Source organism: Pelagibacterium xiamenense, from assembly GCF_021166475.1.
GTDB classification, from domain to species: domain Bacteria; phylum Pseudomonadota; class Alphaproteobacteria; order Rhizobiales; family Devosiaceae; genus Pelagibacterium; species Pelagibacterium xiamenense.
In genome coordinates, this window is record NZ_JAJOYS010000003.1 from 460,606 (window position 1) to 483,294 (window position 22,689).

Here is a 22,689-nt window from a genome sequence, read left to right on the forward strand (position 1 = left end):
GCTACAGGATAAATCATATGGGCGGGCGTCAATCCGCCTTCCCAATGTAGCTTTCAATCGTTTCCAAAAAGTGAGGTACGGAAATCGGCTTGGAGATGTAGCCCTCGCACCCGCCTTGCCGAATGCGTTCCTCATCGCCCTTCATCGCAAAAGCGGTAACGGCGATAACCGGGATGGGCGCAAGCTCTTCGTCTTCCTTGAGCCATTTGGTAACGACAAGCCCGGACACCTCCGGAAGCTGGATATCCATCAAGATCAGGTCGGGCTTGTGCTCGCGCGCAAGCTCGAGCGCTTCCATGCCGTTACGGGTCTGGATCGTACCGTATCCGCGCGATTCGAGCAGATCGTGGAATAGCTTCATATTGAGCTCGTTGTCTTCCACGATCATTACCGTCTTGGGCATGGGGCCTCGCTGCACTCGGGTTCACACCGAAAACTTGGTGTTGCCAGATTGTTCCGGTACCATCAAACCGTTACGAAACAAGAAATAGGCGAGTCTTCCTCAATGCGCGAGCAGGCAACCGAGATCAGCGAAATCGCCGACGCGTGCCTTACCTGGCTCGCCGCCGACGTCACCGAGCTCGAGCGCTTCATGTCGCTCGCGGGCTACTCGCCGCAATCCCTGCGCGACGCGGTTGGAACGGTCGGGCTCGAACATGGTCTTGTAGACTATTTTGCCCGTAACGAACCCTTGCTCCTCGCCATGTGCGCCAACGCCAACATGCCGGTCGAGCGCGTCATGCGCGCCTGGCACCGCCTCAATCCGCAAAGCTGAGCGCTACGATGGCCCCCGCGCCGTATCTCTGCCGCGACTGTTTCAAGGACGGTGCAGCCGCCACGCTTCCTGCGCGCTGCCCGCAATGCGGCTCGCCGCGGTTGATCGGCCACGACGAACTCATGAGCCTGTCGATCGCCCACATCGATTGCGATGCCTTCTACGCATCGGTCGAAAAGCGCGACGATCCGACGCTGATCGACAAGCCTGTCATCATCGGCGGCGGCGTGCGCGGCGTGGTCTCCACCGCCTGTTATATCGCCCGCATGAGCGGCGTACGCTCGGCCATGCCCATGTTCAAGGCAAGGCGCCTGTGCCCCGAGGCGATCGTGATCAAGCCCGATATGGCCAAATACGTCGCCGTGAGCCGAGAAATCCGCGCCGCGATGGACAGCCTGAGCCCGCTCGTCCAGCCCATCTCCATCGATGAAGCCTTCATAGACCTCACGGGCACCCTGCGTGTCCACAAGGCCGCTCCCGCGGTCGTTCTCGCCCGCTTCGCCAGACGCATCGAAGACGAGATCGGCGTTACTGTTTCGATTGGCCTGAGTCACAACAAATTCCTCGCCAAGATGGCGTCCGACCTCGACAAGCCACGCGGCTTCGCGGTGATCGGCAAAGCCGAAACCGTCGAATTCCTGGCCTCAAAACCCATCACCATGATTTACGGCGTCGGCAACGCCATGGCCGAAACCCTGCGCAAGGACGGCCTCACGACGATCGGCCAGCTTCAGAACCGCCCGCCCGAGGATCTGATGCGCCGCTATGGGGAAATCGGCGCCCGCCTCGCCCGACTCTCGCGCGGCGACGACGCCCGGGTGGTCTCGACCATGCGCGAGACCAAGTCGATCAGCACGGAAACCACGTTCAACACCGACCATACCGACTTCCAGACGCTCTCGAAGACGCTCTTTTCGCTGTGCGAACGCCTCTCCGAGCGCCTCAAGAAACAGAACTATGTCGGCGACACCGTGACCCTCAAGCTCAAGACCGCCGGCTTCAAGTCCCGCACCCGCGCGCAGCATTTGATGATACCGACACAATTGGCCCATACGCTTTACGAAACGGGCGCAAGGCTGCTCGCGCGCGAGATCGACGGCACCGCCTTCCGCCTGCTCGGCATCGCCGTCACCGGTCTCGAGCCGGCGAGCGGCGTTGACCCTGTCGACCTGATCGAACCGCATATTGCCCGCAAGGCTGCCGCCGAGCGGGCTGTGGACAAGGTCCGAACGCGCTTCGGCAGGGATGCCCTCGTGAGCGGAAGGCTTTATCGTAAGCCCGAGGAAAACGACAAAACCAAGGAGTCCGGCAGTGACGATTGACCAGCGCCTCAACGATTTCGGCCACACACTACCCAAACCGTCTGCCCCCGCGGCGAGCTACGCGCCGGTCCGGCGTTCGGGCAATCTGCTCTACGTGTCGGGCCAGATCTCGACCGAACAGGACGGCAGCGTGATCAAGGGCCTTCTCGGCAGTGATATGGATACGGCCGCCGGCCAGAAGGCCGCCGAACGCTGCGCCATCAACATCCTCGCCCAGGTCAACGCCAATACCGCGCTGGCCAATATTAAATCAGTCGTGAAGCTCACCGTTCTCGTCGCCTCCACCCCCGATTTCCATGAGCAGCACCTCGTCGCCAACGGCGCCTCGGACCTGTTCATCAAACTGTTAGGCGACGCCGGTAAGCACGCGCGCGCCGCGTTCGGCGTGGCCTCCCTACCCCTTGGCGCCGCGGTCGAAATCGACGCCGTGATCGAAATGGACTCCTAGATGCACTCTTCCCCCTTCGACCAGCCCATTGCCCATCGCGGCCTGCACAACCGGGAAGAGGGGGTCATCGAGAATTCCGCCTCCGCCTTTGAAGCCGCGATTGCCCGCGGCTTCGCCATCGAGTGCGACCTGCAGCTCACGAGCGACGGCGAGGCCGTCGTCTTCCACGACCACGACCTCGAACGCCTCACCGGCCGCTCAGGCCCCATCCACGCGGTGACGGCCGGCGAGATCGCAAAAACGCCCCTGCTACTGAGCAAATCCGGCGATTGCCCGCAAACCTTCGAGGCCTTCCTCGCCCAGATCGCAGGGCGCACCCCGCTCGTCGTCGAAATCAAGCACCAGCCCAACGCTTCCGCGCGAGACGCCCTCGCAAAGCGCGCGGTCGCCCTCGCAAAGGCCTATACCGGCCCGCTGGCCTTCAAGTCCTTCGATCCGCACACGCTCAAAGCCGTGCGCGACGCCGGCTACACCGGCCCGCTCGGCATCGTGACCTATGCCTACCGCAAGCCCGAATGGGACGGCGAGATTTCCCCCCTGCAAAGATTTGTGCTCCGCCACCTCTTGCACTGGCCCGTATCGCGCTTCACATTTGTCTCGTGCGAACGCACCGCACTCGCGCTCCCCGCGATCCGGCTCTGCCGTGCCCTTGGTACGAAGGTCATGAGCTGGACGATCAGGGACAAAGCGCACGTGCCCGCGGTGCTGCGCCAAGCCGATCAAATCGTCTTTGAAGGGTTCGACCCCGGTCCGTGACTGCTCCTAACGAACTGACTATCGCGGTTCACCCATCGACAGCTTCGATACCGAAGGACCAATGGAACGCTCTTGCATCCAATGGTCGAACAAAACCCGATAATCCGTTTTTAGAGCATGATTTCTTCCTGGCGCTTGAGGAGTCCGGTTGCGCCACGGCACAAACCGGCTGGCAGCCCCAGCACATCCTCCTGTCCCGCGGCGGCACACCCGTCGGCCTGATGCCGCTCTTTCTGAAATCCCACTCGATGGGCGAATACGTTTTCGACCACGCCTGGGCCGATGCCATCGAACGCGCCGGGGGGCATTACTACCCCAAGCTGCAAAGCTCGGTCCCCTTCACACCCGCCACCGCGCCCAAGCTGCTGACGCGCGATTGCAGCCTCGAAACCCGCACCACCCTCCTGGGTGCCGCCGAAACCCTCGCCGACCGTCTCGGCGCCTCCTCCGTCCACGCGACGTTCGTTCCCGCCGAGGAGGAGACCATTGCCCGCGAGGCCGACTGGCTCATTCGCCACGATACCCAGTTCCACTGGACCAACCATGGCTTTGCAACGTTCGACGATTTCCTCGAAACGCTGCAGTCGCGCAAGCGCAAGGCCCTCCGCCGCGAGCGTCGCGAAGCGCTGATCGACGGGCTCGATGTCGACTGGGTCACCGGCAGCGACCTGACGGAAGCCCATTGGGACGCCTTTTACGCGTTCTATATGGACACCGGTGGCCGCAAATGGGGCCGCCCCTACCTCAACCGCGAATTCTTCTCGCGAATTTCCGAGGCCATGGCCGACCGCATCGTCCTGATCCTCGCCCGAGACGGCGCCGATTACATCGCGGGGGCCCTCAATTTCATTGGCTCGGACACGCTCTTTGGCCGCAATTGGGGCTGCCTGCGCGACGTGCCGTTCCTCCATTTCGAGCTCTGCTACTACCAGGCCATTGATTTCGCCATTGCCCACGGCCTCAAGCGCGTCGAAGCCGGCGCCCAGGGCGAGCACAAGCTCTCCCGCGGCTACGCGCCCGTCGTCACCCGTTCGATCCACCATATCGTCCACCCCGGGCTTCGCCGTGCCGTGGCCGACTACCTCGTCGACGAACGCCGCGCCATCGACCATCAGAACATCGTGCTCTCCGAGCACACGCCATTCCGCAGGGCCTGACCGAACGGTTTGAGCCGGCCACGCGTTGCGCTATAGCTGACCACGGAACGTCAAAAGAGCGAGGGCCCCATGAGCGCGTATGATCCGGACAACATCTTTGCCAAAATCCTCAAGGGCGAGGTCCCGTCCATCAAGGTCTTCGAAGACGAAACGACCCTCGCCTTCATGGACGTCATGCCCCAATCCAAGGGGCACACCCTGGTGATCCCCAAAACCGGCTCGCGCAATCTTCTCGACGCCGACCCGGAGATCCTCGCCGACCTTGTCAAGAAAACCCAGATCGTCGCCAAGGCGGTCGCCACCGCCATGGAAGCCGACGGCCTGCGCATCATCCAGTTCAACGAACCCGCCGCCGGCCAGACCGTCTTCCACCTGCATTTTCATGTCATTCCGGTCTATGAGGGCGTCTCTCTCCGCCCCCACAGCGGCGACATGGCCGATACCGGCGAGTTGACGGCCCTCGCCGAAATGATCCGCGCGGCGCTATAGGGCACCCAAAGGACGTAAAAAGGCCGGCATTTCTGCCGGCCTTTTTGCATTGCGTCTATCAGGATCCCGATCAGGTGTCCTGCTCGGCGCCCTTGGTCTTTTTCGAACGGCTGGAGCCGCCCGACTTCGCAGTCTTGGAGGCCGCCGGCTTGGAGCGCCCGCTCGCGGGCTTCTTGCCGCCCTTGGGGCCGGTGATCGCCTTGGGCCGGGCCGGACGCGGCGGCACCGAGACGAGCTCGAGGCGTGCCTCGCTGCCCTCGCCCACGACGGTGACCTTGACCGAGCCGCCCTTCTGCAACAGCCCGAACAGCACCTCCTCAGCCAGCGGCTTCTTGACGTATTCCTGGATCACGCGTCCAAGCGGCCGCGCGCCCATGCGTTCGTCGTAGCCGCGCGTGGCGAGCCAATCCGCAGCTTCCGGCGTCAGCTCGATGGTGATGCCGCGCTCGGCAAGCTGGCCTTCGAGTTGCAGGACGAACTTCTCGACAACCCGCTGCACCGTCGCCGGCGGCAGCGGCGCGAACGAGATGATCGCATCGAGCCGGTTGCGGAACTCCGGTGTGAACATCCGGTTGATCGCTTCCTCGTCGTCGCCCTGCTGACGCACGCGGCCGAACCCGATCGGCTCCTTGGCCAATTCCGTCGCGCCGACATTCGAGGTCATGATCAGGATGACGTTCCGGAAATCGACCTGCTTGCCCGAATGATCGGTCAGCTTGCCGTGATCCATCACCTGCAACAGGATATTGAAAAGATCCGGATGCGCTTTCTCGATCTCGTCGAGCAGCAGCACGCAGTGCGGATGCTGGTCGACCCCATCGGTCATCAGCCCGCCCTGGTCGAACCCGACATAGCCCGGAGGCGCGCCGATCAGCCGCGAGACGGTGTGGCGCTCCATATATTCGGACATGTCGAACCGCAAAAGCTCGACCCCGAGTGTATCGGCGAGCTGCCGCGCCACCTCGGTCTTGCCGACACCCGTCGGGCCCGTGAACATATACGACCCGATGGGCTTTTCCGGCTCCCGCAGGCCTGCCCGCGCCAGCTTGATCGCCGACGAGAGCGCCTCGATGGCCTTATCCTGTCCGAACACCACCCGCTTGAGATTGGCTTCGAGATTGGACAGCACCTCGGTATCGGACTTGGACACCGATTTGGGCGGAATCCGCGCAATCGTCGCCACCGTCGCCTCGATATCCTCGACGTTGATCGTCTTCTTGCGCTGGTTCTCAACCACAAGCATCTGCCGCGCACCGGTCTCGTCGACAACGTCGATCGCCTTGTCGGGCAGCTTGCGGTCGTTGATGTACCGCGCCGAAAGCTCCACCGCCGCTTTCAAGGCGTCATCGGTATATTTGAGCTTGTGATAATCCTCGAAGTAAGGCCGCAGCCCTTTCATGATCTCGATGGCGTCGGGGATCGTCGGCTCGTTGACGTCGATCTTCTGGAACCGCCGCACCAGCGCCCGGTCCTTCTCGAAGAACTGCCGGTATTCCTTGTACGTCGTCGACCCGATGCACCGGATCGCCCCGGAAGCCAGCGCGGGCTTCAGAAGGTTCGACGCATCGAGCGCTCCGCCCGAGGTCGCCCCGGCGCCGATCACGGTATGGATCTCGTCGATGAAGAGGATGACGTTATCCTTCTTCTCGAGCTCCTTCATGATCGCCTTGAGACGCTCCTCGAAATCGCCGCGATACCGCGTCCCCGCGAGCAGCGCGCCCATATCGAGCGCATAGATCGTAGCACCCTCGAGCACCTCGGGCACATCGCCCTCGACGATTCGCCGCGCAAGCCCTTCGGCAATCGCCGTCTTGCCCACCCCGGGATCGCCCACATAGAGCGGATTGTTCTTGGACCGCCGGCACAAGACCTGGATCGTGCGCTCAAGTTCGCCGCTCCGCCCGATAAGCGGATCGATCTTGCCCTTCTTGGCTTTCTCGTTGAGGTTGATGCAGAAATCGGCCAGTGCCGAACTTTGCTGCGCACCGCCCGAGGCGCCGCGTTCGGCGTCCTCGGAGAACCCCGGCCCACCGTCCTCGGCGCCGCGCACGGGCCGGTCCGCGTTGCGGCCCGATTTGGCAATCCCGTGCGAGATGAAATTGACGGCGTCGAGCCGGCTCATGTCCTGCTGTTCGAGGAAATAGGCCGCATGGCTCTCACGCTCGGCGAAGATCGCCACGAGCACATTGGCCCCGGTCACCTCTTCGCGGCCGGAGGATTGCACGTGGATAACGGCGCGCTGAATCACGCGCTGGAACGCGGCGGTCGGCCGCGCATCCTGCCCGTTGGGCACGACGAGGCTGTCGAGTTCCTCGTCTATGAATTCTTCAAGATCGGCTCTCAGGGCCTCGATATCGACATCGCACCCCGTCAGAACGGCGATCGTGTCGCGGTCTTCTGTCAAGGCCAGCAACAGGTGCTCGAGTGTCGCGAACTCGTGGGCGCGTTCGCGCGCGAGGTTCATTGCCTGGTGCAGTGCCTTTTCAAGGCCGCGGGAGAATGAAGGCATTTGTGATCGCTTCCTATTGCTTTTCCATCACGCATTGCAGCGGATGCTGGTTGCGTCTCGCGGCGTCCATCACACGGGTGACCTTGGTCTCGGCCACCTCGTACGGAAAGACCCCGCATTCCCCCACACCCTGATTGTGAACGTGCCACATGATCTGCGTCGCATCATCCTGCGACTTGTTGAACACTTCCATCAAAATAAGGATCACGAACTCCATCGGCGTGTAGTCGTCGTTCAAAAGGAGCACGCGATAAAGGCTCGGACGTTTGGTTTTCGGCCGGGTTTTCGTGACCACCCCGGTCTGCCCCTCGCCGTCATCGTCCTCATGTCCGTCCGCTCCCATATACAGGTCAGGCCCGTTAACAGGCAGCATCGAAGCGGCCAGGCGATCGGGGGTTCTGGGTGCGGCTACCGAAGCGAAGGTGGTCACGGCGAGTCGTCCACTAGCGTTTAGATGGGCTCCATTATGTAGGGAAATCTTGGCTCATGTTAAGGGGCCTCGTCACATCAATCGCACGTGAATGCATGACGCGAGAATTTGGCACAAATTTTATGCGCTTTACCGATTTGTAACCGCGCAGGGACTAATTTCCCTTCTGGTATCTGCGGGCAACAGGTCATTTGGGGGACAAGGTGACCCTGCCCGCCCGGGTTTGAGTACGGCGCTGCGTAATCGCGCCGATTAGTAAAGAGTTGGAGTTGCGGGTGCAGGCCCTAGAGCGTCGTTTTCCAGCGCGTAGCCCTATTGCGCGCTTTGTCCTCTCACTGATCGTTGCCTTGGCCGCATGGGCGCTGTTTGTCGCGCCCGCAGCGGCAGCCAACGTACCGCGCGCCTATGCCGGTATCGTCGTTGACGCCAAGACCGGCCAGGTCCTCTATCAGGACCATGCCAACGACCTGCGTTATCCGGCATCGCTCACCAAGGTCATGACGCTCTATATCCTCTTTCAGGAACTCGAGGCCGGTCGGCTTTCGCTCGACTCGCGCCTGAGCGTCTCCGCGCACGCCGCCGCCGCGGTTCCAACCAAGCTCTATGTGCGCGCCGGATCGACCATCAAGGTCGAGGACGCCATCAAGGCACTGGTGACCCTCTCGGCCAACGACGTGGCCCGCGTGATCGGGGAAAACATCTCCGGCACCGAAAGCGAATTCGCCGTCCGCATGACCCAGACCGCCCGTGCGCTCGGCATGAGCCGCACGACCTACAAGAACGCCTCGGGCCTGCCCGACAGCGGTCAGGTGACGACGGCTGCCGACCAGGCGACGCTCGCCCGCGCTATCTACCTGCACTTTCCCAACTACTACGAGTATTTCCAGACCCGCAGCTTCACCTATAACGGCAACACCTACGGGAACCACAATCGGTTGTTGGGTCAGAACGGGGTCGACGGCATCAAGACCGGCTATATCAACGCCTCCGGCTACAACCTCATGACCGCCGCCCGCGCCAATAACCGGCACATCGTCGCGATCGGCCTGGGTTTCAACACAGGCGCATCCCGCAACGCCCACGTCGCCGAACTCGTGCGCAACTACATGCCCAAGGCCCGTTCAGGTGACTATTGGCGCGAAGCCATGATTGCGCGCCCGACGCTTCTGGGAACCGGCTCGAGCGTCCGCGTCGCCGCGGCTGCGGCCCCGCTCGACGGGTTGCCGCCGGCACGCCCGCCCCACCTCGTCCCCTCGACGCCCATCGATCTCGGCGCCCCCATCCAGGTGGCCTCGATCGAGCACGCCGCACCGCCCACGCCACCCGAACCCCAGAATATCCCCTTCCAGGTCGTCTCCGCCGAGGATATCCCGGCCCGTCCGGGCGACAGCGCACTCGAACAGGCCACCTACGTCGCGACCGGCGTACCGCCCACCGAACAGCCGTCCTACCCCTCCAATGACCCGATCGGCGCCTGGATCGCCGAAACCCTCAAGCTCGGCCCCACCACAAATGAGACCGGCCAGATCGAAGCCCCCGCGCCGGTTGCGCGCCCCGAAGGGCTGACGGTCGATCCGGTCATCACCAACTCTGCCAACGCGGTCCCGACCGGCGGTTGGATCGTCCAGGTCGGCGCGGCCAACAGCGAAGACGGTGCCAACGCGCTCATTTCCGAAGCGACTCGCAATTACGCCCAGCTCGCCGACCTGCGCAGCTATGTCGAGACCTTCGACCGTAACGGCCAGACCTTCTATCGGGCCCGGTTTGCCGGTTTCGCCGACCGCAATCAGGCCAGCGCAACCTGCGACCAGCTCACCCGGCAGCAATTGAGCTGTCTCGCTGTGCAAGGATAACCGCCCGGCAATCGCCGACTTGGTGCAAATGTAACGGAGTAGCCCAATGAGCGACACAACCCGGCTGACGCAGCTGGCCCAATTCGACGCCACCTCGCCCCTTGCCTCGGACGACACGAGCGTACGCGAATCGGCCCTGCGGGGAATGCTCAAGGGCCTCGAAACGCCCCGGCCGGTTCACCGCCGGGTCACCGACCTGCTCGGTGTGGTTCTGGCACTCTCGGCCCGGACCCGCCGCATGGTCATGCCTCGGGTCGCAATCGACGTCGACGTGTTTGCCCCGGGCGGCCGCCGCGCCGTGCAACTCCATCTTCCGCCAGAAGACTGATCGCCGCCCGGCGGAGGCTTATGCCAGATGGTGTTCGCGCTGTCCTTCGATCTCGCGCGGTGACGCCCGGCGGCCGCTGCCGCCCTCCAGACTGTTCGGCAGCGCCAAAGCATCCACCAGCCGGCGGTATTCCTGCCGGGCACTGACGAAGCTCATCGTCGGAATGCCTCCGAGCCAGTCCTCGTCCAGCGAGTCAAAGACCGTCATTCCGATGGGAAACAGCGAGCGGAAGATCACGCGCTCGGCAATGCCGTCCGCGATCCGGCACCCCAGCCGCGCCGAGATGTTCTCGACCCCCGCCTGCACCAGCCGCATGTTGCGCGAATTGAGCGTCGAAAGCCGGTTGCGCACCAGAACCCAGTCGATGGAACGCCCGTCAATCGCCAGCCGCTCCTTGCGCGCCCGCTGCACGAGACGCGTATAGTGGCTCAGTTCGATGACGTCCGCGGTGTCGGGATTGAGCCGCGCGATAACGTCGAGGTCGATCAGGCTGTCATTGAGCGGGGTAATAAGTGTATCGGCGAGCGAATGCGCCAGCCGTGTCAGATGCGTGTCGAAGCCCGGCGTATCGATGATGAGAAAATCGATATCGTTCTCGACCTCGGTGACCGCCTGGCGCAGCATCTCGAATTCCATCGCCTTGTTCTCGGCGACCGAATCTCCGCGCGATTGGGGCAGATGGAAATGCGTCGGGTGCAGAATCTCGAGCGCCTTTTCCTTGGCCCAGGCGCGCCGGTTACGGACATAGGCTGTAAAAGTCTGCTGCCGGCTGTCGGCGTCGATGGTTGCGACGCGAAACCCCTGGCTGAGCAGATAGACGGCAAGATGAAACGCGGTCGTGGACTTGCCCGAGCCGCCCTTCTCATTGCCAAGCACGATCACATGCGCGCTCATGCGGCGAAAGCCCTCTCTCCAACGGTACCGGCAATCGCTTGCGGTCGGTTTCCGCTCGTCCAAAGACAAAAATCGACTTTAGCGCCCAATCATGAAGGGAACATGATTCGGCCCGCCTCATTGTGCGCGAGGCGCCGCGATTTGCAAACGCGGACTGGTTATCCCCAGCCGCATCCCGACCGAAGCCTAAAGGAGCCCGAACCGCGCCAGTTCTTCAGCCATCTCCTCGGGGGGCAGATCTTCGTTCTCACCGGCCGCAAGATCGGCGGGCGCGTCCTTGGGGTCGAGATAGCGCCACCCCTGAAACGGGCGGCGCGGCTGCGGTACCGTGCGGACGATCTCGGGGTCCATCAGAATATCGCAGCACGACCGGCCCTCCTCATCGACCGCAGCCTCGAGAGCGACGATCTTTTGGCGGCAGCGCACCGCGCCCGCGATCACCCAGTAGAGCGAGCCCTGCCCTGCGATCTCTTCGGCACGCTTGGGCATCATGCGTGTGCGATGCCGATTCAGTCGGTCGGCACGGCCAAGGCCTTGCGCCTGCATGTGTTCGCGCCAGGCGATCAACTCGTCCACCGCTGAAACACCGACACAAAGCTTGATAATATGCATGGAAAATCCCGGCTTCCGGATATGAAAAAGGGGCGCCGCTCAATGGGCGGTCACCCCTTTGTCTAACCTGCTCTGGCTGTCGTCAAAAGCCCCAAAGCGCCCTTGCGCTTACGCTCCTGCGATCACAGAGACAATGAAACCGAGCGAGATCAAGCCGATAAAGGTCCAGCTTGCGGCCCGCCAGCATACGGCCTTGGATTGGCTGCGCATGCAAGCTCCTATGTTCTGTTGCTACGCGCGCGCCGATTTTGCCGACGCGCAATTAAGCGCTAGTTAACCAACGCTTGGCGCGAATGCAACCGCAATGTTGCCATATTCACGCATACCTCTCTTGCGCGGCCCGAATAGCGCCGTTCGGGCGCCCTAATAAAGCCCGAACCAGAGCCCGGCAAGCCCTAGAAAGGCAAAAAACCCCACAACGTCGGTCACCGTCGTCACGAAGGCCGAGGACGCTACCGCCGGATCGGCACCCATTTTGTCGAGCGCCAGCGGGATCAGGATGCCCGACGTCCCCGCTGCGATCATGTTGATGACCATGGCCACACCGATCACCGTGCCCAGCAGCGGATTGGCAAACCACAGCCAGGTCACCACCCCGATCAGCGCCGCAAAGATTACCCCGTTTGCCACGCCAACCAGGAGTTCGCGCAGGATAAGCCGCCGCACGCGATAACTGTCGAGCTCCCGCATCGCAATCGCGCGCACGGTCACCGTCATGGTCTGGGTTCCGGCATTCCCGCCCATCGAAGCGACGATCGGCATAAGCACGGCGAGAGCCACCATCTGTTCGATCGTCGCGTCGAATAACCCGATGACAACGGAGGCCAGGATCGCCGTCGCGAGGTTGACCGCCAGCCACGTCACGCGCGATTTGACGGCATCCCAGACACTGTCGGAGATATCCTCGTCGCCAATACCCACCATGCGGTGGATATCCTCGCCCGCCTCCTCGTGGATGACATCGACCATGTCGTCGATGGTCAGAACGCCCACGAGCCGCTTGCTTTCGTCGACGACCGCCACTTCCACCTGGTCGTACCGCTCGAAGACGCGCGCGGCCTCTTCCTGGTCCTCATTGGCGTCGATCTCGCGCACCTGGGCGTTCATGATGTCCGAAATCCGCGTCGCGCGCTGCACGCGCAGGATACGATCGAGCGGGATCGTCCCCAGCAGCGAGAAGGCCGGATCGACCACGTAGATCTGGTAGAAATCGTCCGGCAGATCGTCGTTCGTCCGCAAATAGTCGATCGTCTGCCCCACGGTCCAGAACGGCGGGATGGCGATGAACTCAGTCTGCATCCGCCGCCCGGCGGACTCTTCGGGAAAATCGAGGCTGCGCTTGAGTGAAAGCCGCTCGAAAACCGGCATCTGCGCCAGAATTTCGTTGCGGTCATCCTCCTCGATATCCTCGAGAATGTAGACCGCATCGTCGCTGTCGAGATCCGCCATGCCCTTGGCGATCTCCGAATTGGGCAGCGCTTCCATGAGATCGATACGGACCGAATCGTCGACCTCGGTCAGCGCCGAATAGTCGAACGTCTCCCCCATCATCTGCACGAGCTTCACGCGCTCGTCATGGGGCAGCGACTCGATCACATCGCCGGTTTCGGACTCATGGAGCGGCGACATCAGCCCTATGACGCCCTCGGCATCGTCGGCCTCAAGCGCAGCCTGCAACTCGCCCATCCACTCGGGATTGAGCCGGCCGTCCTCGTCGCGCAACGCAAATTCGGGAGCGATTGCGTCGGGTTCAGGAGTCAAATTGGCATTCTCGCTCATGCGATGCTCCTTCCCGGTTCGTTTGATCGCGCAATGCGCGACTCTTTTTCGCTCGTAGCCCGTGCCCTACCCTAATCCCCACCGGTTTGCCATAGACCTTTGCGCCCCGAATGCCTGGCATGCCGCAAAAGCAGACCGGAGAGCGCTTAACCATATACGAATATAAGGCAAAGCCGATACAACTGCCGCAGCCCACGCCCCCGCAACCGGCCCCTTGCCCGCGCATAAGACGCAACTTATACCCGCGCAATGACCACCCCTGCCGCCGCTCCGCCCATCGCCGCCACCCCCGACCTCTTCGACACGGACGCCGTCTCGGTCGCCCGACGCCTCATCGGCGCCCGCCTCGAAATCAATGGCGCCGCCGGCATCATCGTGGAAACCGAGGCATACGACCGGGACGACCCCGCCTCGCACAGCTATCCGGGCCCCACAAAACGCAATGCGGTGATGTTCGGACCGCCCGGCATGGCGTATGTCTACCGCTCCTACGGCATCCACTGGTGCGTCAATGCCGTCTGCCGGCCCGGCAGCGCCGTCCTCATCCGCGCGCTAGAGCCTCTCGACGGCATCGACCTGATGGCCGCCCGCCGCGGCGTATCGGACCCCAGGCGCCTCTGCTCCGGCCCCGGCCGCCTCACCCAGGCCCTCGGCATCGACATTAGCCACAACGGCACGCCGCTCTATGCCGCGCCCTTCCGCCTGACCCTCGCCCCGCACGCCGCTGATATCGCGGCCGGCCCACGCATCGGCATCACCCGCGCCGTCGAGACCCCGTGGCGCTTTGCCCTCAAAGGCTCGCGCTTTCTCAGCCGCCCGATGAAATGAAAACGCCCCCCGGCGGAACCGAGGGGCGCGAATAATGACCGGATATGCCGGCCGCCTAGGCCTGGATGACGACGACCCGCGTCCCGGTCGGCACGCGCTCGTAAAGATCGATCACGTCGTGATTGAGCATGCGGATGCACCCGCTCGACATCGCCAGTCCGATCGATCGGGGCTGATTGGTGCCGTGGATGCGGAACATCGTGTCGCTGCCGCCCCGGTAGAGGTAGAGCGCCCGCGCGCCGAGCGGATTGTTCGGCCCGCCGGGCACCCCGTTGCGATACGGCATGTTCGCCTCCGGATTGGTCCGCAGCATGTTCGCCGTCGGCGTCCAGCTCGGCCATTTGGCCTTGCGCCCGATATAGCCGCGGCCGCGGAACGCCAGCCCCTGCCGGCCCACGCCGACGCCGTAGCGGATCGCCCGGTCGTTGCCCAGCGTCCAGTAGAGGAACTTGTTTGCGGTATCGACGACGATCGTCCCCTTGGGATGATCGGTCTCGTAATGCACTTCCTGGCGCCGCAATTCCGGATCGATCCGGTTGAGACTCATCGCCGGCAACGGAAACCGGTCGTCGGGCACCGCCGCATAGGCATTGATGTAAGTGTTCGTGCTCCGAGTGGAGGTACATGCCCCGACGAGAAGGGGAAGGCCGATAAGAAAACCGCGGCGCGTAAGACTCATGAATGCTACCCAAGCCAGATATCAACAACAATGAGGGCAATCATTAACCATAAAACTTAAATGATTTCTCACCATCGGCGCCCACTGGCGGCAATTCAACGTCTTTCCCACGGAAATTAGCGATCACAATTACGTGGGCCACCGGACCACGCACCGCGATCGTCCGGGGCTGCGCCAAATCGATGATGTTCGGGGAGGGTCATCCAGAAGGGATGATGGTGCGGTCGAGAAGACTCGAACTTCCACGGGAGTTACCCCACAGCGACCTCAACGCTGCGCGTCTACCAATTCCGCCACGACCGCACTGTCATGGAAACGCTTGCCGTCCGGCGAAGCGAGCCTGCATGTAGCAAAACCGACATGAAGGCTCAAGGGCCAATTTCGCCTATGGGGATATTCTTTTCAAACCCCTCGAAAAGGCTGCGGAAATCAGGCCGGCTTGACCACCTTCTCGGTCACCACCACATTGAGGTGCCCGTCGTCCACCTGGATCTCGCCCTTTGCGATCAGCGTGTTGTTTGCGTAAATGCGCATCGGGTCGTTCTCGAACGCGTCGAGCTCGATCACCGCGCCGCGTCCCAGCCGCAACAGGTGGTGAATCGGCAAAATGGTCGCGCCGAGTTCGACGGAAACATCGACTTCAATGGAGTTGAGCGTATTCATACCCGGCCCTTGGAAACGAAAGCGCGCACGAGAATCGGCAGAGCCCCGGACACACGCAACGAGCATTGAATAATCATGGTTAGTGAACCGTTAACGACCATCACCGCGGCAGTCCCTCGCCCACAGTCGAAGATGCTCCGCGCCGACGGGCGCCCCGCCGAATGGACCGTGTCCGAAGGCTACGTGCCCTACCCTATGGCGCTCGAAACCATGCGCGCCCGCGCAGCGGCCATTGCCGAGGGCGGGGCTGAAGAAGCCGTCTGGCTGCTCGAACACCCGCCGCTCTATACCGCGGGCACCTCGGCGCGTCCCGACGACCTGCTCGCGCCCGACCGCTTTCCGGTTTTCGAGGCCGGGCGCGGGGGACAATACACCTATCATGGCCCCGGCCAGCGCGTGGCCTACGTCATGCTCGACTTAAGACAGCGCGGCCGCGATATCCGCGCTCTGGTCAACAGCCTCGAGCAATGGGTCATCGACACCCTCGCCGATTTCAACATCAGAGGCGAACGCCGGGAGGGCCGCGTCGGGGTCTGGGTCCGCCGCCCGGAAAAAGGCCCTCTGGCCGAAGACAAGATCGCCGCCATCGGCGTTCGGGTATCCCGCTGGGTCAGCTTTCACGGCATCTCGCTCAATGTCGCCCCCGATCTGGGCCACTACGATGGCATCGTGCCGTGCGGAATTTCCGATCGCGGCGTCACCAGCTTCGAGGATTTGGGGCAGATCGTGAGCCTTGCGGAGGTCGATTCTGCGCTAAGAGCCCGGTTTGAAGACCATTTTGGGCCCACCGGGCTTGTTTCGGGACGTTTTGAGACGCAATCTGGCGCCTGACGATTCCGCCCGCAACGGTAACTGGTGCAAGGACGATAACCATGCAGTTCGAAGACGTCAGGAAACTCGCCACCGGCACAGTCCTTTTCAATCTCAACCGGATCATCGCCCCGCGGCTGATCACGATCCTCTACCTTCTCGGGCTCGCCGGGATCGTCCTTTGGGCCATCGACCACTTCTTTGATGCCTTCCGCTTCGGCTTCGGAAACGGGCTTTGGGGCCTTCTCGAAATCGCCGTATTCGGACTTCTGGCGCTTGTCATCCTCCGCATTGTCTGCGAGGCCGTGATCGTTTTCTTCCGCGCTCATGAGGCCGAGGCCGTCAGCGCGACCCGGCCGCGTGCCGCCACCTCGCTGATCGACGACGTCCGTGGCGCCATCGAGGAACTGGCCGAGGAAGAGCAGGAAGCCTCCACTGTTGCCGAACCGGCATCCAGGACGCCGGCGGCGACTGCGTCCGCTGCCGCGCCGGCCCCGGCGAAAAAGACCCCGGCAAAGCGCGCGGCCTCAACGACCGGTGCCAAAAAGGCCGCAACGCCGAAAAAGCGCGGCACCGCGGCGTCCACGTCCCCCGCGTCCACGCGAAAGACACAATAGGGTTGCAGTGATCGCGTAGCCGCTTCACGCATGTTGGCATTGACCTTGGCAGGCAATGCGCTATTGAAGCGGCAAATGTTGTGGATCGGGGACGCGAAGGCCCCGATACCGCCGCTCCAACTCCGAAAAAATGCCGCTGCCGGGCCCGCACCATGCGGGCGGCGCGCCGCATTGCAGAAAAAGGTTGCATAGACGCGATCATGAGCGCGCCGACCGAACAAAACGCCCCCAAGATCGGCCTTGTCAGCCTCGGCTGCCCCAAGGCGCTGGTCGATTCCGAACGCATCCTCACCACCCTGCGTGCACAGGGCTACAGCTTTTCGCCGTCCTATGAGGGCGCGGATGTCGTCATCGTCAACACCTGCGGTTTCCTCGACAGCGCCAAGGCCGAAAGCCTCGACGCCATCGGCGAGGCGATTTCCGAGAACGGCAAGGTCATCGTCACCGGCTGTCTTGGCAATGAAGAAGAGATGATCCGCCAGGCGCATCCGGGAGTCCTCGCGGTTTCAGGCCCGCACCAGTACGAAGCTGTCGTCGGCGCGGTGCACGAACACCTGCCGCCCGTCCCAAACGCGTTCGTGGATCTCGTCCCCGAACAGGGCCTGCGCCTCACCCCGCGCCACTACGCCTATCTCAAGATCTCCGAGGGCTGTAACAACCGCTGCTCGTTCTGCATCATCCCCTCGATCCGCGGCGACCTCGCCTCGCGCCCCATTGCTTCGGTGCTTTACGAAGCCGAGCGCCTGGTCAAGGCCGGGGTCAAGGAGATCATGGTCATTTCCCAGGATACGAGCGCCTATGGCGTCGATTTGAAATACGCCACCTCCCCCTATCGCGGCCGCCAGATCGAGGCGCGCTTCCAGACCCTGGCCGAAGAGCTCGGCAATCTCGGCGTCTGGACGCGCATGCACTATGTCTACCCCTATCCCCACGTCGACAACGTCATCCCGCTGATGGCCGAGGGCAGGATACTGCCCTACCTCGACATCCCCTTCCAGCACGCAAGCCCGCAGGTCCTGAAAACCATGCGCCGCCCCGCGAACCAGGAAAAGACCGCCGACCGCATCCGCAAGTGGCGCGAGGTCTGCCCCGATCTCGCCATCCGCTCGACCTTCATCGTCGGCTTCCCCGGCGAGACCGAGGAAGACTTCGAAATGTTGCTCGACTGGGTCCGCGAGACCAGAATCGACCGCGCCGGCGCTTTCCCCTATGAGCCGGTGACCGGCGCCAGGGCCAACGATCTCGGCCTCGATATCGTCCCCGACGAGCTCAAGGCCGAGCGTTATGGCCGATTGATGGAAGTCCTGCAGGAGGTTTCGACAGAACGGCTCGCCGAAAAGGTCGGGCGCACCATCGACGTGCTTGTCGACGACGTCGAGCCTGAAGACAACCGCGCCATCGCCCGCAGCCAATGGGATGCGCCCGAAATCGACGGCAACGTCATCGTCGACGACGCCACCGGCATCAAGCCCGGCGATATGGTTTCGGTCAAAGTCGTCGCCTCGGACGAATACGACCTCTACGCCGTCCCCTCGGACGCCGTGCAATGATCCACAGGCCGTTCGAAGTGCCTATGGGAGCGCAAACGCTCCATCTGGGGCCCACGCCTCTTGTCATGGGCATCTTGAACGTCACCCCCGACAGCTTTTCCGACGGGGGCGATTTCGTCGACATCGAGGCCGCAGTGAGCCACGCGCGGCATCTCGTGGCCGAAGGTGCCGATATCGTCGACATCGGCGGTGAAAGCACCCGCCCGGGCTCCGAGGAGGTCTCGGTCCAGGAAGAACTCGACCGCGTCATGCCGGTCCTCGACGCCCTCGCGGCGGCATCCATCGACCGGCCGGTCTCCATCGACACCTATAAGGCTCTTGTCGCCGACCAGGCCATCCAGGCGGGTGCGACAATGGTCAACGACGTCTGGGGCCTCCAGCGCGACCCCGAGATTGCCGACGTTGCTGCCCAGTACGGCGTCCCTGTCGTCGCCATGCATTGGGACACCGGGCGCGATCGCGAAGCCGATATCATCTCCGAGATGACCCGCTGGTTCACCCGCTCTATCGAGATCGCGCTGGGGGCCGGCGTCGCGCCGAACAAGATCGTCCTCGACCCCGGCTTTGGTTTCGGCAAGACATTCAAAGAAAACTACATCCTCCTGAATCGACTTCACGAATTGCACGCGCTGGGTTTCCCGCTCCTCATCGGCACGTCACGCAAATCCATGCTCGGCAAGCTGCTCGACGTGCCACCAAAGGAGCGCGTCGCCGCGACAGTCGCGACCTCCGTCATCGCCTATCAGCAGGGCGGGCACATTTTCCGTGTGCACGACATAAGGGAGAACCGCGACGGCTTGCGCGTTGCACAGGCAACGCTCTATGGTCCGCCAGCCGGGGCGGAGGACTAGACTGAAATGAGCGATTCTTTTGCCGATCGCGACCGCATCGTTCTCGCGGGTCTGGCGTTTTATGGCTATCACGGGATTATGCCCGAGGAGAGCAAGCTCGGTCAGCGCTTTCGCGTCGACCTCGAAATCGGTTTCGACATGACCGAAGCGGGACGCACCGACGAAGTCGAGGCCACTGTATCGTATGCAGATATCTACAATCTCATCGAAAAAGCGTTCAGCGAAAAGCGCTTCAAGCTCATTGAAGCTCTCGGCTATCACCTGATCGCGCGGCTGTTTGAGACCTTCGAGCGGATCGAATGGGTACGCGTGCGCGTCCGCAAACCCGAGGCCCCGCTGCCGATCGTCGCCGGCGAAGCCGCCATCGAAATCCTCCGGCGAAAGGAAGATATCTGATGGCGACGGCGATTCTGGCGCTGGGCGCTAATATCGGGGACCCCGCCTACCAGATCGAACAGGCTATCGCCGCCATTGCCGCCAACCCGGCCATCAAGCTCGTCAAGGCGTCGACCGTTATCCTCACTCCGCCCTGGGGCAAGACCGACCAGAACGACTTCCACAACGCCGCTATCGCCATCGAAACCAGCCTCTCTCCCGAAGCGCTTCTTGAGGTGTGCCTCACCATCGAGGAATCGCTGGGGCGCATCCGCGTCGAAAAATGGGGGCCCCGTCTCATCGACATCGACCTGATCGCCTACAACCGCCTCGAACTCGAAACCGAGACCCTCACCATCCCCCACCCTCACGCCCACGAACGTGGCTTCGTTCTTGACCCTGTGCGCGAGATTGCTCCGGACGTGGCGCAATGGCTGGTGGAGCGGAAGCGATAATCAGGTGGCCTTGAGCCACCCGATCACATTGACCGCCGCATCGAACTCGACCCGCCGCTTCTTCCGGCGCTCGGACGCCTCGTAGTCCTCGCCCCAGTTGGAAATCTGGTAGTCCTCGTCCACATGCGCCGCCGTCCACGCCTCCTCGGGGTCCACAAGCCCCGCATAAAGAGCAATCGCCAGCACTCCGGATCCCATGATCCCCGTCACCGAAACCAGCGCCGTCGCCGTCAGATGATCCACCCCGGCGATCGCCGCTTCGAGCCTTTCGAGGGTCTCCGCCGACTGCTCTTTATGCAGGATCCCCACCGTCGGCTCGAACGCCACCGAAAAATGCCGAGCGACCCGCACCAGCGCGTCGTCCCACACTTCTTCCTGCCGCGCGACGAGCTCGCGCGGACTATCGGCGCGGTAAAGCAGAAGATCGCTGCCGCAGAATTTGACGACCTCTGCCACCAGTGCATCCCGCGCCCCGGCGCCGCCCTCGATCCCCGAATTGATCAACCGCACATGCGGCATCAGGTCGGGATCGACGAATTCCCCCTGCCCGTGCCACTCACTCGCCATCCGCTGGGCCAGCTCGAGATGAGGTACGACGACAGGAACCTTGGTTGGCGTCCGCGTCTGGCGCCCGTCGAGCGTAACGACATATCCACCCTCGACCGGAGCCACGCCGACATCTTTGTAGAACCGCTTGGGTAATTCCCGCTGCACATGTTTTTGCGCGCGCCCGTACCCGTCATCGCGATGCGACAGCGCGTCTTCGAGAAATTCCCGCATCAGGCAAGCACCTCATCGATTGCTTCATTGAGGTCATCGTAATTCGTGACGATCATATCGGCCCCGGCGCCCTCGAGTGCAACCCGCGCGTGATAACCCCATGTAACGCCGATCGTTTTCGCCCCCGCAGCGCGACCGAGCTCCATATCGAACGTCGTATCGCCAATCATCACCGTACGCTCAGGATGAATCCCCGTTTCCGCACACGCGCGCAGCACCATTCCAGGGTGCGGCTTTGAGGGATTATGGTCCGGCGTCTGAAGCGTAACGAAATGATCCGCCATCCCATGCAGCGCCAAGATCCGGTTAACCCCTTGTAATCCCTTGCCTGTTGCGATCCCCAGAAGCGACGCCTCCTGCGCCTTGAGCGCCAGCACAGCCTCCATCGCACCCGCATAAAGCGGCTCATGCCGCCCGCCCTCAGCCAGCATCGCCCGATAGTGCCCCCGATACGTCTCCGCCATCGCAGCACCGGTCTCGGGGTCGCATTTGGCCAGATTCATCATCGCAACTTCCAGCGATAACCCTATGACCGAATTACTCATTTCCCGCGTCGGCACATCCAGCCCATGCGAGAGAAACGTCGATGCCATATGCTCGGCGATGATCGACCCGGAATCGATCAAAGTGCCATCCATATCGAACATTATGAGCCGCGGATCGGACATCACGCATCCTCCGGATCGGCGCCCTGCGCATCGTACCGATCGGCATCGAAGCCTAAGAGATCAAAGGTTTTTTTCATGTGCTCGGGCAACGAAGCCGTTACATCGAGCCGCTTGCCGTTCCGCAACGGCAGCGATAGCCGCCGGGCATGCAGATGCAGCCCCTCTCCCAGATCCTCGGGCCGCTCCCAGTTCCAGTTATCGAGGTTGAAGTACCGCGGATCGTCGAGGATCGGTGTCCCCAACTCCATCATGTGCACCCGCAACTGATGCGTCCGCCCGGTCACAGGCTTGAGCGTCACCCAGGAAAACCGGTTCGCAGCGCTATCGGTCACCGAATAATAGCTCGTCGAATGCTGCGCACCCTCGGTGCCGTTCTCAACGACGATCATCTGCTCCCCGTCCCGCGTCGCCTGCTTGGCGAGAAAGCACGAAATCCGCCCCTGCCGTGGCGTCGGCGCGCCCACGACGACCGCCCAGTAGATCTTGCGCGCCGAGCGCGACCGGAACACGGAGCCGAAATGGCTCGCCGCTGCCCGCGTCTTGGCAACCAGAAGGCACCCCGACGTATCCCGGTCCAGCCGATGGACCAGCCGCGGCGCCTCGCCCTTCTTGTTGGGCAGGCTCTGCAGCATCCCGTCGATATGCCGCTTGGTCCCGGACCCGCCCTGCACGGCAAGCCCGTGAGGCTTGTTGAAGACGTAGACCTCGTCATCCTCATAAAGGATCAGGCCGCGCAGAAACGCAGCGTCCTTGGGGTTGATCTTCGGCCCGCTGGTTTTGGGTGCATCGAGATCGCCCAACGGAGGGACGCGCACCACCTGCCCCGCCGAAAGCCGCGTATTGGTCTGCACCCGCCCGCTATCGACCCGTACCTGTCCGCTGCGCAGCAGCTTCTGCAGCCGGCCAAAACTCAGCCCCGAAAAATGGACGGAAAACCACCGGTCCAGCCGCATGCCGTCTTCGTCGCGCGCCACTTCGCGCAATTGTACGCCGCTCATAAATCTACCCTCTTGGGCCCAGCCCCGCTTGCTGGCGCCCTTCTAGCGCGAAACGCGCCCCGC

Annotated in this window: 26 protein-coding genes and 1 tRNA gene; 15 read left to right on the top strand and 12 right to left on the bottom strand. The window is 62.8% G+C overall.

The window, feature by feature from the left end; genetic code table 11:
• Window positions 1–28: 28 nt before the first annotated feature.
• On the bottom strand, window positions 29–403 hold the full coding sequence (locus tag LSG43_RS14860; RefSeq protein WP_231805568.1) for a response regulator: 375 nt from the start codon (window positions 401–403) through the stop codon (window positions 29–31).
• 102 nt (window positions 404–505) lie between these two features.
• On the opposite strand from LSG43_RS14860, the gene LSG43_RS14865 reads away from it, so the two are divergent.
• From LSG43_RS14865 to LSG43_RS14890, 6 genes are all read left to right on the top strand, one after another.
• The gene (locus LSG43_RS14865) at window positions 506–775 is read left to right on the top strand and encodes a DUF3572 family protein (protein WP_231805570.1); all 270 of its coding nucleotides are present in this window, start codon (window positions 506–508) and stop codon (window positions 773–775) included.
• Between the two features lie 8 nt (window positions 776–783).
• The gene (locus LSG43_RS14870) at window positions 784–2,097 is read left to right on the top strand and encodes a DNA polymerase IV (protein ID WP_231805572.1); all 1,314 of its coding nucleotides are present in this window, start codon (window positions 784–786) and stop codon (window positions 2,095–2,097) included.
• The gene (locus LSG43_RS14875) at window positions 2,087–2,545 is read left to right on the top strand and encodes a RidA family protein (protein ID WP_231805574.1); all 459 of its coding nucleotides are present in this window, start codon (window positions 2,087–2,089) and stop codon (window positions 2,543–2,545) included. Before LSG43_RS14870 ends, LSG43_RS14875 begins: the two co-directional genes overlap by 11 nt.
• Window positions 2,546–3,301, top strand: coding sequence for a glycerophosphodiester phosphodiesterase family protein (locus LSG43_RS14880; RefSeq protein WP_231805576.1), 756 nt, complete (start codon window positions 2,546–2,548; stop codon window positions 3,299–3,301). It abuts the gene before it with no gap.
• Complete coding sequence (locus tag LSG43_RS14885) at window positions 3,298–4,458, top strand: GNAT family N-acetyltransferase (RefSeq protein ID WP_439652040.1); 1,161 nt, start codon at window positions 3,298–3,300, stop codon at window positions 4,456–4,458. The genes LSG43_RS14880 and LSG43_RS14885 overlap by 4 nt, the downstream gene beginning before the upstream one ends.
• A gap of 69 nt (window positions 4,459–4,527) precedes the next feature.
• Complete coding sequence (locus tag LSG43_RS14890; RefSeq protein WP_231805578.1) at window positions 4,528–4,947, top strand: HIT family protein; 420 nt, start codon at window positions 4,528–4,530, stop codon at window positions 4,945–4,947.
• A 70-nt stretch (window positions 4,948–5,017) separates the two neighbouring features.
• On the opposite strand, the gene clpA is transcribed toward LSG43_RS14890, so the two are convergent.
• Together clpA and clpS are read right to left on the bottom strand one after the other, a co-directional pair.
• Complete coding sequence (gene clpA, locus LSG43_RS14895; RefSeq protein ID WP_231805580.1) at window positions 5,018–7,456, bottom strand: ATP-dependent Clp protease ATP-binding subunit ClpA; 2,439 nt, start codon at window positions 7,454–7,456, stop codon at window positions 5,018–5,020.
• Between the two features lie 13 nt (window positions 7,457–7,469).
• Window positions 7,470–7,799 (bottom strand): ATP-dependent Clp protease adapter ClpS, encoded by a 330-nt coding sequence (clpS, locus tag LSG43_RS14900; RefSeq protein WP_231805708.1) that lies wholly within the window; start codon window positions 7,797–7,799, stop codon window positions 7,470–7,472.
• A 434-nt stretch (window positions 7,800–8,233) separates the two neighbouring features.
• Between clpS and LSG43_RS14905 the strand changes: the two genes are divergently transcribed.
• Both LSG43_RS14905 and LSG43_RS14910 read left to right on the top strand, forming a co-directional pair.
• Entirely contained in the window at window positions 8,234–9,739 is a 1,506-nt protein-coding gene (locus LSG43_RS14905) for an SPOR domain-containing protein (protein ID WP_231805582.1), read from the top strand.
• A 46-nt stretch (window positions 9,740–9,785) separates the two neighbouring features.
• Window positions 9,786–10,067, top strand: coding sequence for a hypothetical protein (locus tag LSG43_RS14910; protein ID WP_231805583.1), 282 nt, complete (start codon window positions 9,786–9,788; stop codon window positions 10,065–10,067).
• An 18-nt stretch (window positions 10,068–10,085) separates the two neighbouring features.
• On the opposite strand, the gene LSG43_RS14915 is transcribed toward LSG43_RS14910, so the two are convergent.
• The 3 genes from LSG43_RS14915 to mgtE form a co-directional block, all read right to left on the bottom strand.
• Window positions 10,086–10,961, bottom strand: a complete 876-nt coding sequence (locus tag LSG43_RS14915; protein ID WP_231805585.1) for a division plane positioning ATPase MipZ — start codon at window positions 10,959–10,961, stop codon at window positions 10,086–10,088.
• 186 nt (window positions 10,962–11,147) lie between these two features.
• Window positions 11,148–11,573, bottom strand: coding sequence for a DUF1489 family protein (locus tag LSG43_RS14920; protein ID WP_231805587.1), 426 nt, complete (start codon window positions 11,571–11,573; stop codon window positions 11,148–11,150).
• A 363-nt stretch (window positions 11,574–11,936) separates the two neighbouring features.
• Window positions 11,937–13,352, bottom strand: coding sequence for a magnesium transporter (mgtE, locus tag LSG43_RS14925; RefSeq protein ID WP_231805589.1), 1,416 nt, complete (start codon window positions 13,350–13,352; stop codon window positions 11,937–11,939).
• A 249-nt stretch (window positions 13,353–13,601) separates the two neighbouring features.
• On the opposite strand from mgtE, the gene LSG43_RS14930 reads away from it, so the two are divergent.
• On the top strand, window positions 13,602–14,180 hold the full coding sequence (locus LSG43_RS14930; protein WP_231805591.1) for a DNA-3-methyladenine glycosylase: 579 nt from the start codon (window positions 13,602–13,604) through the stop codon (window positions 14,178–14,180).
• Between the two features lie 55 nt (window positions 14,181–14,235).
• On the opposite strand, the gene LSG43_RS14935 is transcribed toward LSG43_RS14930, so the two are convergent.
• The 3 genes from LSG43_RS14935 to LSG43_RS14945 all read right to left on the bottom strand — a co-directional run bounded on the left by LSG43_RS14935 (window position 14,236) and on the right by LSG43_RS14945 (window position 15,522).
• Complete coding sequence (locus tag LSG43_RS14935; protein WP_231805592.1) at window positions 14,236–14,859, bottom strand: L,D-transpeptidase; 624 nt, start codon at window positions 14,857–14,859, stop codon at window positions 14,236–14,238.
• A 216-nt stretch (window positions 14,860–15,075) separates the two neighbouring features.
• Window positions 15,076–15,162, bottom strand: a tRNA-Leu gene (locus tag LSG43_RS14940).
• Window positions 15,163–15,288: 126 nt separating this feature from the next.
• Window positions 15,289–15,522 (bottom strand): FliM/FliN family flagellar motor switch protein, encoded by a 234-nt coding sequence (locus LSG43_RS14945; RefSeq protein ID WP_231805593.1) that lies wholly within the window; start codon window positions 15,520–15,522, stop codon window positions 15,289–15,291.
• A 75-nt stretch (window positions 15,523–15,597) separates the two neighbouring features.
• Here LSG43_RS14945 and lipB point away from each other — a divergent pair, with 75 nt between their 5' ends.
• The 6 genes from lipB (at window position 15,598) to folK (ending at window position 20,180) form a co-directional block, all read left to right on the top strand.
• Window positions 15,598–16,353, top strand: a complete 756-nt coding sequence (gene lipB / locus LSG43_RS14950; RefSeq protein WP_439652041.1) for a lipoyl(octanoyl) transferase LipB — start codon at window positions 15,598–15,600, stop codon at window positions 16,351–16,353.
• Window positions 16,354–16,394: 41 nt separating this feature from the next.
• On the top strand, window positions 16,395–16,949 hold the full coding sequence (locus LSG43_RS14955; RefSeq protein ID WP_231805594.1) for a DUF4282 domain-containing protein: 555 nt from the start codon (window positions 16,395–16,397) through the stop codon (window positions 16,947–16,949).
• 200 nt (window positions 16,950–17,149) lie between these two features.
• The gene (gene rimO / locus LSG43_RS14960) at window positions 17,150–18,499 is read left to right on the top strand and encodes a 30S ribosomal protein S12 methylthiotransferase RimO (protein ID WP_231805595.1); all 1,350 of its coding nucleotides are present in this window, start codon (window positions 17,150–17,152) and stop codon (window positions 18,497–18,499) included.
• Window positions 18,496–19,350: a dihydropteroate synthase gene (gene folP, locus LSG43_RS14965; protein ID WP_231805596.1), complete on the top strand. Its 855-nt coding sequence runs from the start codon at window positions 18,496–18,498 to the stop codon at window positions 19,348–19,350. The genes rimO and folP overlap by 4 nt, the downstream gene beginning before the upstream one ends.
• Before the next feature lie 6 nt (window positions 19,351–19,356).
• Window positions 19,357–19,746 carry a dihydroneopterin aldolase gene (gene folB / locus LSG43_RS14970; RefSeq protein WP_231805597.1) on the top strand — a complete coding sequence of 130 codons (390 nt, stop codon included), beginning with the start codon at window positions 19,357–19,359 and terminating at the stop codon, window positions 19,744–19,746.
• Complete coding sequence (gene folK / locus LSG43_RS14975; RefSeq protein ID WP_231805598.1) at window positions 19,746–20,180, top strand: 2-amino-4-hydroxy-6-hydroxymethyldihydropteridine diphosphokinase; 435 nt, start codon at window positions 19,746–19,748, stop codon at window positions 20,178–20,180. The genes folB and folK overlap by 1 nt, the downstream gene beginning before the upstream one ends.
• Here the strand turns inward: folK and LSG43_RS14980 are convergent, their stop codons facing one another.
• From LSG43_RS14980 to LSG43_RS14990, 3 genes are read right to left on the bottom strand one after another with little or no spacing between them, the layout of a single operon-like run.
• Window positions 20,181–20,960, bottom strand: a complete 780-nt coding sequence (locus LSG43_RS14980) for an ATP12 family chaperone protein (RefSeq protein ID WP_231805599.1) — start codon at window positions 20,958–20,960, stop codon at window positions 20,181–20,183. It abuts the gene before it with no gap.
• Window positions 20,960–21,628, bottom strand: coding sequence for an HAD-IA family hydrolase (locus LSG43_RS14985; RefSeq protein WP_231805600.1), 669 nt, complete (start codon window positions 21,626–21,628; stop codon window positions 20,960–20,962). Before LSG43_RS14985 ends, LSG43_RS14980 begins: the two co-directional genes overlap by 1 nt.
• Window positions 21,628–22,626 (bottom strand): RluA family pseudouridine synthase, encoded by a 999-nt coding sequence (locus LSG43_RS14990; protein WP_231805601.1) that lies wholly within the window; start codon window positions 22,624–22,626, stop codon window positions 21,628–21,630. Before LSG43_RS14990 ends, LSG43_RS14985 begins: the two co-directional genes overlap by 1 nt.
• Between the last annotated feature and the right edge of the window lie 63 nt (window positions 22,627–22,689).

Coding starts and splice junctions, on each gene's coding strand:
- LSG43_RS14865 (WP_231805570.1), top strand. CDS start 506: ATGCGCGAGCAGGCAACCGAGATCAGCGAAATCGCCGACGCGTGCCTT.
- folB (WP_231805597.1), top strand. CDS start 19,357: ATGAGCGATTCTTTTGCCGATCGCGACCGCATCGTTCTCGCGGGTCTG.
- rimO (WP_231805595.1), top strand. CDS start 17,150: ATGAGCGCGCCGACCGAACAAAACGCCCCCAAGATCGGCCTTGTCAGC.
- LSG43_RS14915 (WP_231805585.1), bottom strand. CDS start 10,961: ATGAGCGCGCATGTGATCGTGCTTGGCAATGAGAAGGGCGGCTCGGGC.
- LSG43_RS14920 (WP_231805587.1), bottom strand. CDS start 11,573: ATGCATATTATCAAGCTTTGTGTCGGTGTTTCAGCGGTGGACGAGTTG.
- clpA (WP_231805580.1), bottom strand. CDS start 7,456: ATGCCTTCATTCTCCCGCGGCCTTGAAAAGGCACTGCACCAGGCAATG.
- folK (WP_231805598.1), top strand. CDS start 19,746: ATGGCGACGGCGATTCTGGCGCTGGGCGCTAATATCGGGGACCCCGCC.
- LSG43_RS14890 (WP_231805578.1), top strand. CDS start 4,528: ATGAGCGCGTATGATCCGGACAACATCTTTGCCAAAATCCTCAAGGGC.
- lipB (WP_439652041.1), top strand. CDS start 15,598: ATGGTTAGTGAACCGTTAACGACCATCACCGCGGCAGTCCCTCGCCCA.
- LSG43_RS14985 (WP_231805600.1), bottom strand. CDS start 21,628: ATGTCCGATCCGCGGCTCATAATGTTCGATATGGATGGCACTTTGATC.
- LSG43_RS14880 (WP_231805576.1), top strand. CDS start 2,546: ATGCACTCTTCCCCCTTCGACCAGCCCATTGCCCATCGCGGCCTGCAC.
- folP (WP_231805596.1), top strand. CDS start 18,496: ATGATCCACAGGCCGTTCGAAGTGCCTATGGGAGCGCAAACGCTCCAT.
- LSG43_RS14910 (WP_231805583.1), top strand. CDS start 9,786: ATGAGCGACACAACCCGGCTGACGCAGCTGGCCCAATTCGACGCCACC.
- LSG43_RS14935 (WP_231805592.1), bottom strand. CDS start 14,859: ATGAGTCTTACGCGCCGCGGTTTTCTTATCGGCCTTCCCCTTCTCGTC.
- LSG43_RS14860 (WP_231805568.1), bottom strand. CDS start 403: ATGCCCAAGACGGTAATGATCGTGGAAGACAACGAGCTCAATATGAAG.
- LSG43_RS14870 (WP_231805572.1), top strand. CDS start 784: ATGGCCCCCGCGCCGTATCTCTGCCGCGACTGTTTCAAGGACGGTGCA.
- mgtE (WP_231805589.1), bottom strand. CDS start 13,352: ATGAGCGAGAATGCCAATTTGACTCCTGAACCCGACGCAATCGCTCCC.
- LSG43_RS14945 (WP_231805593.1), bottom strand. CDS start 15,522: ATGAATACGCTCAACTCCATTGAAGTCGATGTTTCCGTCGAACTCGGC.
- clpS (WP_231805708.1), bottom strand. CDS start 7,799: ATGGGAGCGGACGGACATGAGGACGATGACGGCGAGGGGCAGACCGGG.
- LSG43_RS14980 (WP_231805599.1), bottom strand. CDS start 20,960: ATGCGGGAATTTCTCGAAGACGCGCTGTCGCATCGCGATGACGGGTAC.
- LSG43_RS14990 (WP_231805601.1), bottom strand. CDS start 22,626: ATGAGCGGCGTACAATTGCGCGAAGTGGCGCGCGACGAAGACGGCATG.
- LSG43_RS14955 (WP_231805594.1), top strand. CDS start 16,395: ATGCAGTTCGAAGACGTCAGGAAACTCGCCACCGGCACAGTCCTTTTC.
- LSG43_RS14930 (WP_231805591.1), top strand. CDS start 13,602: ATGACCACCCCTGCCGCCGCTCCGCCCATCGCCGCCACCCCCGACCTC.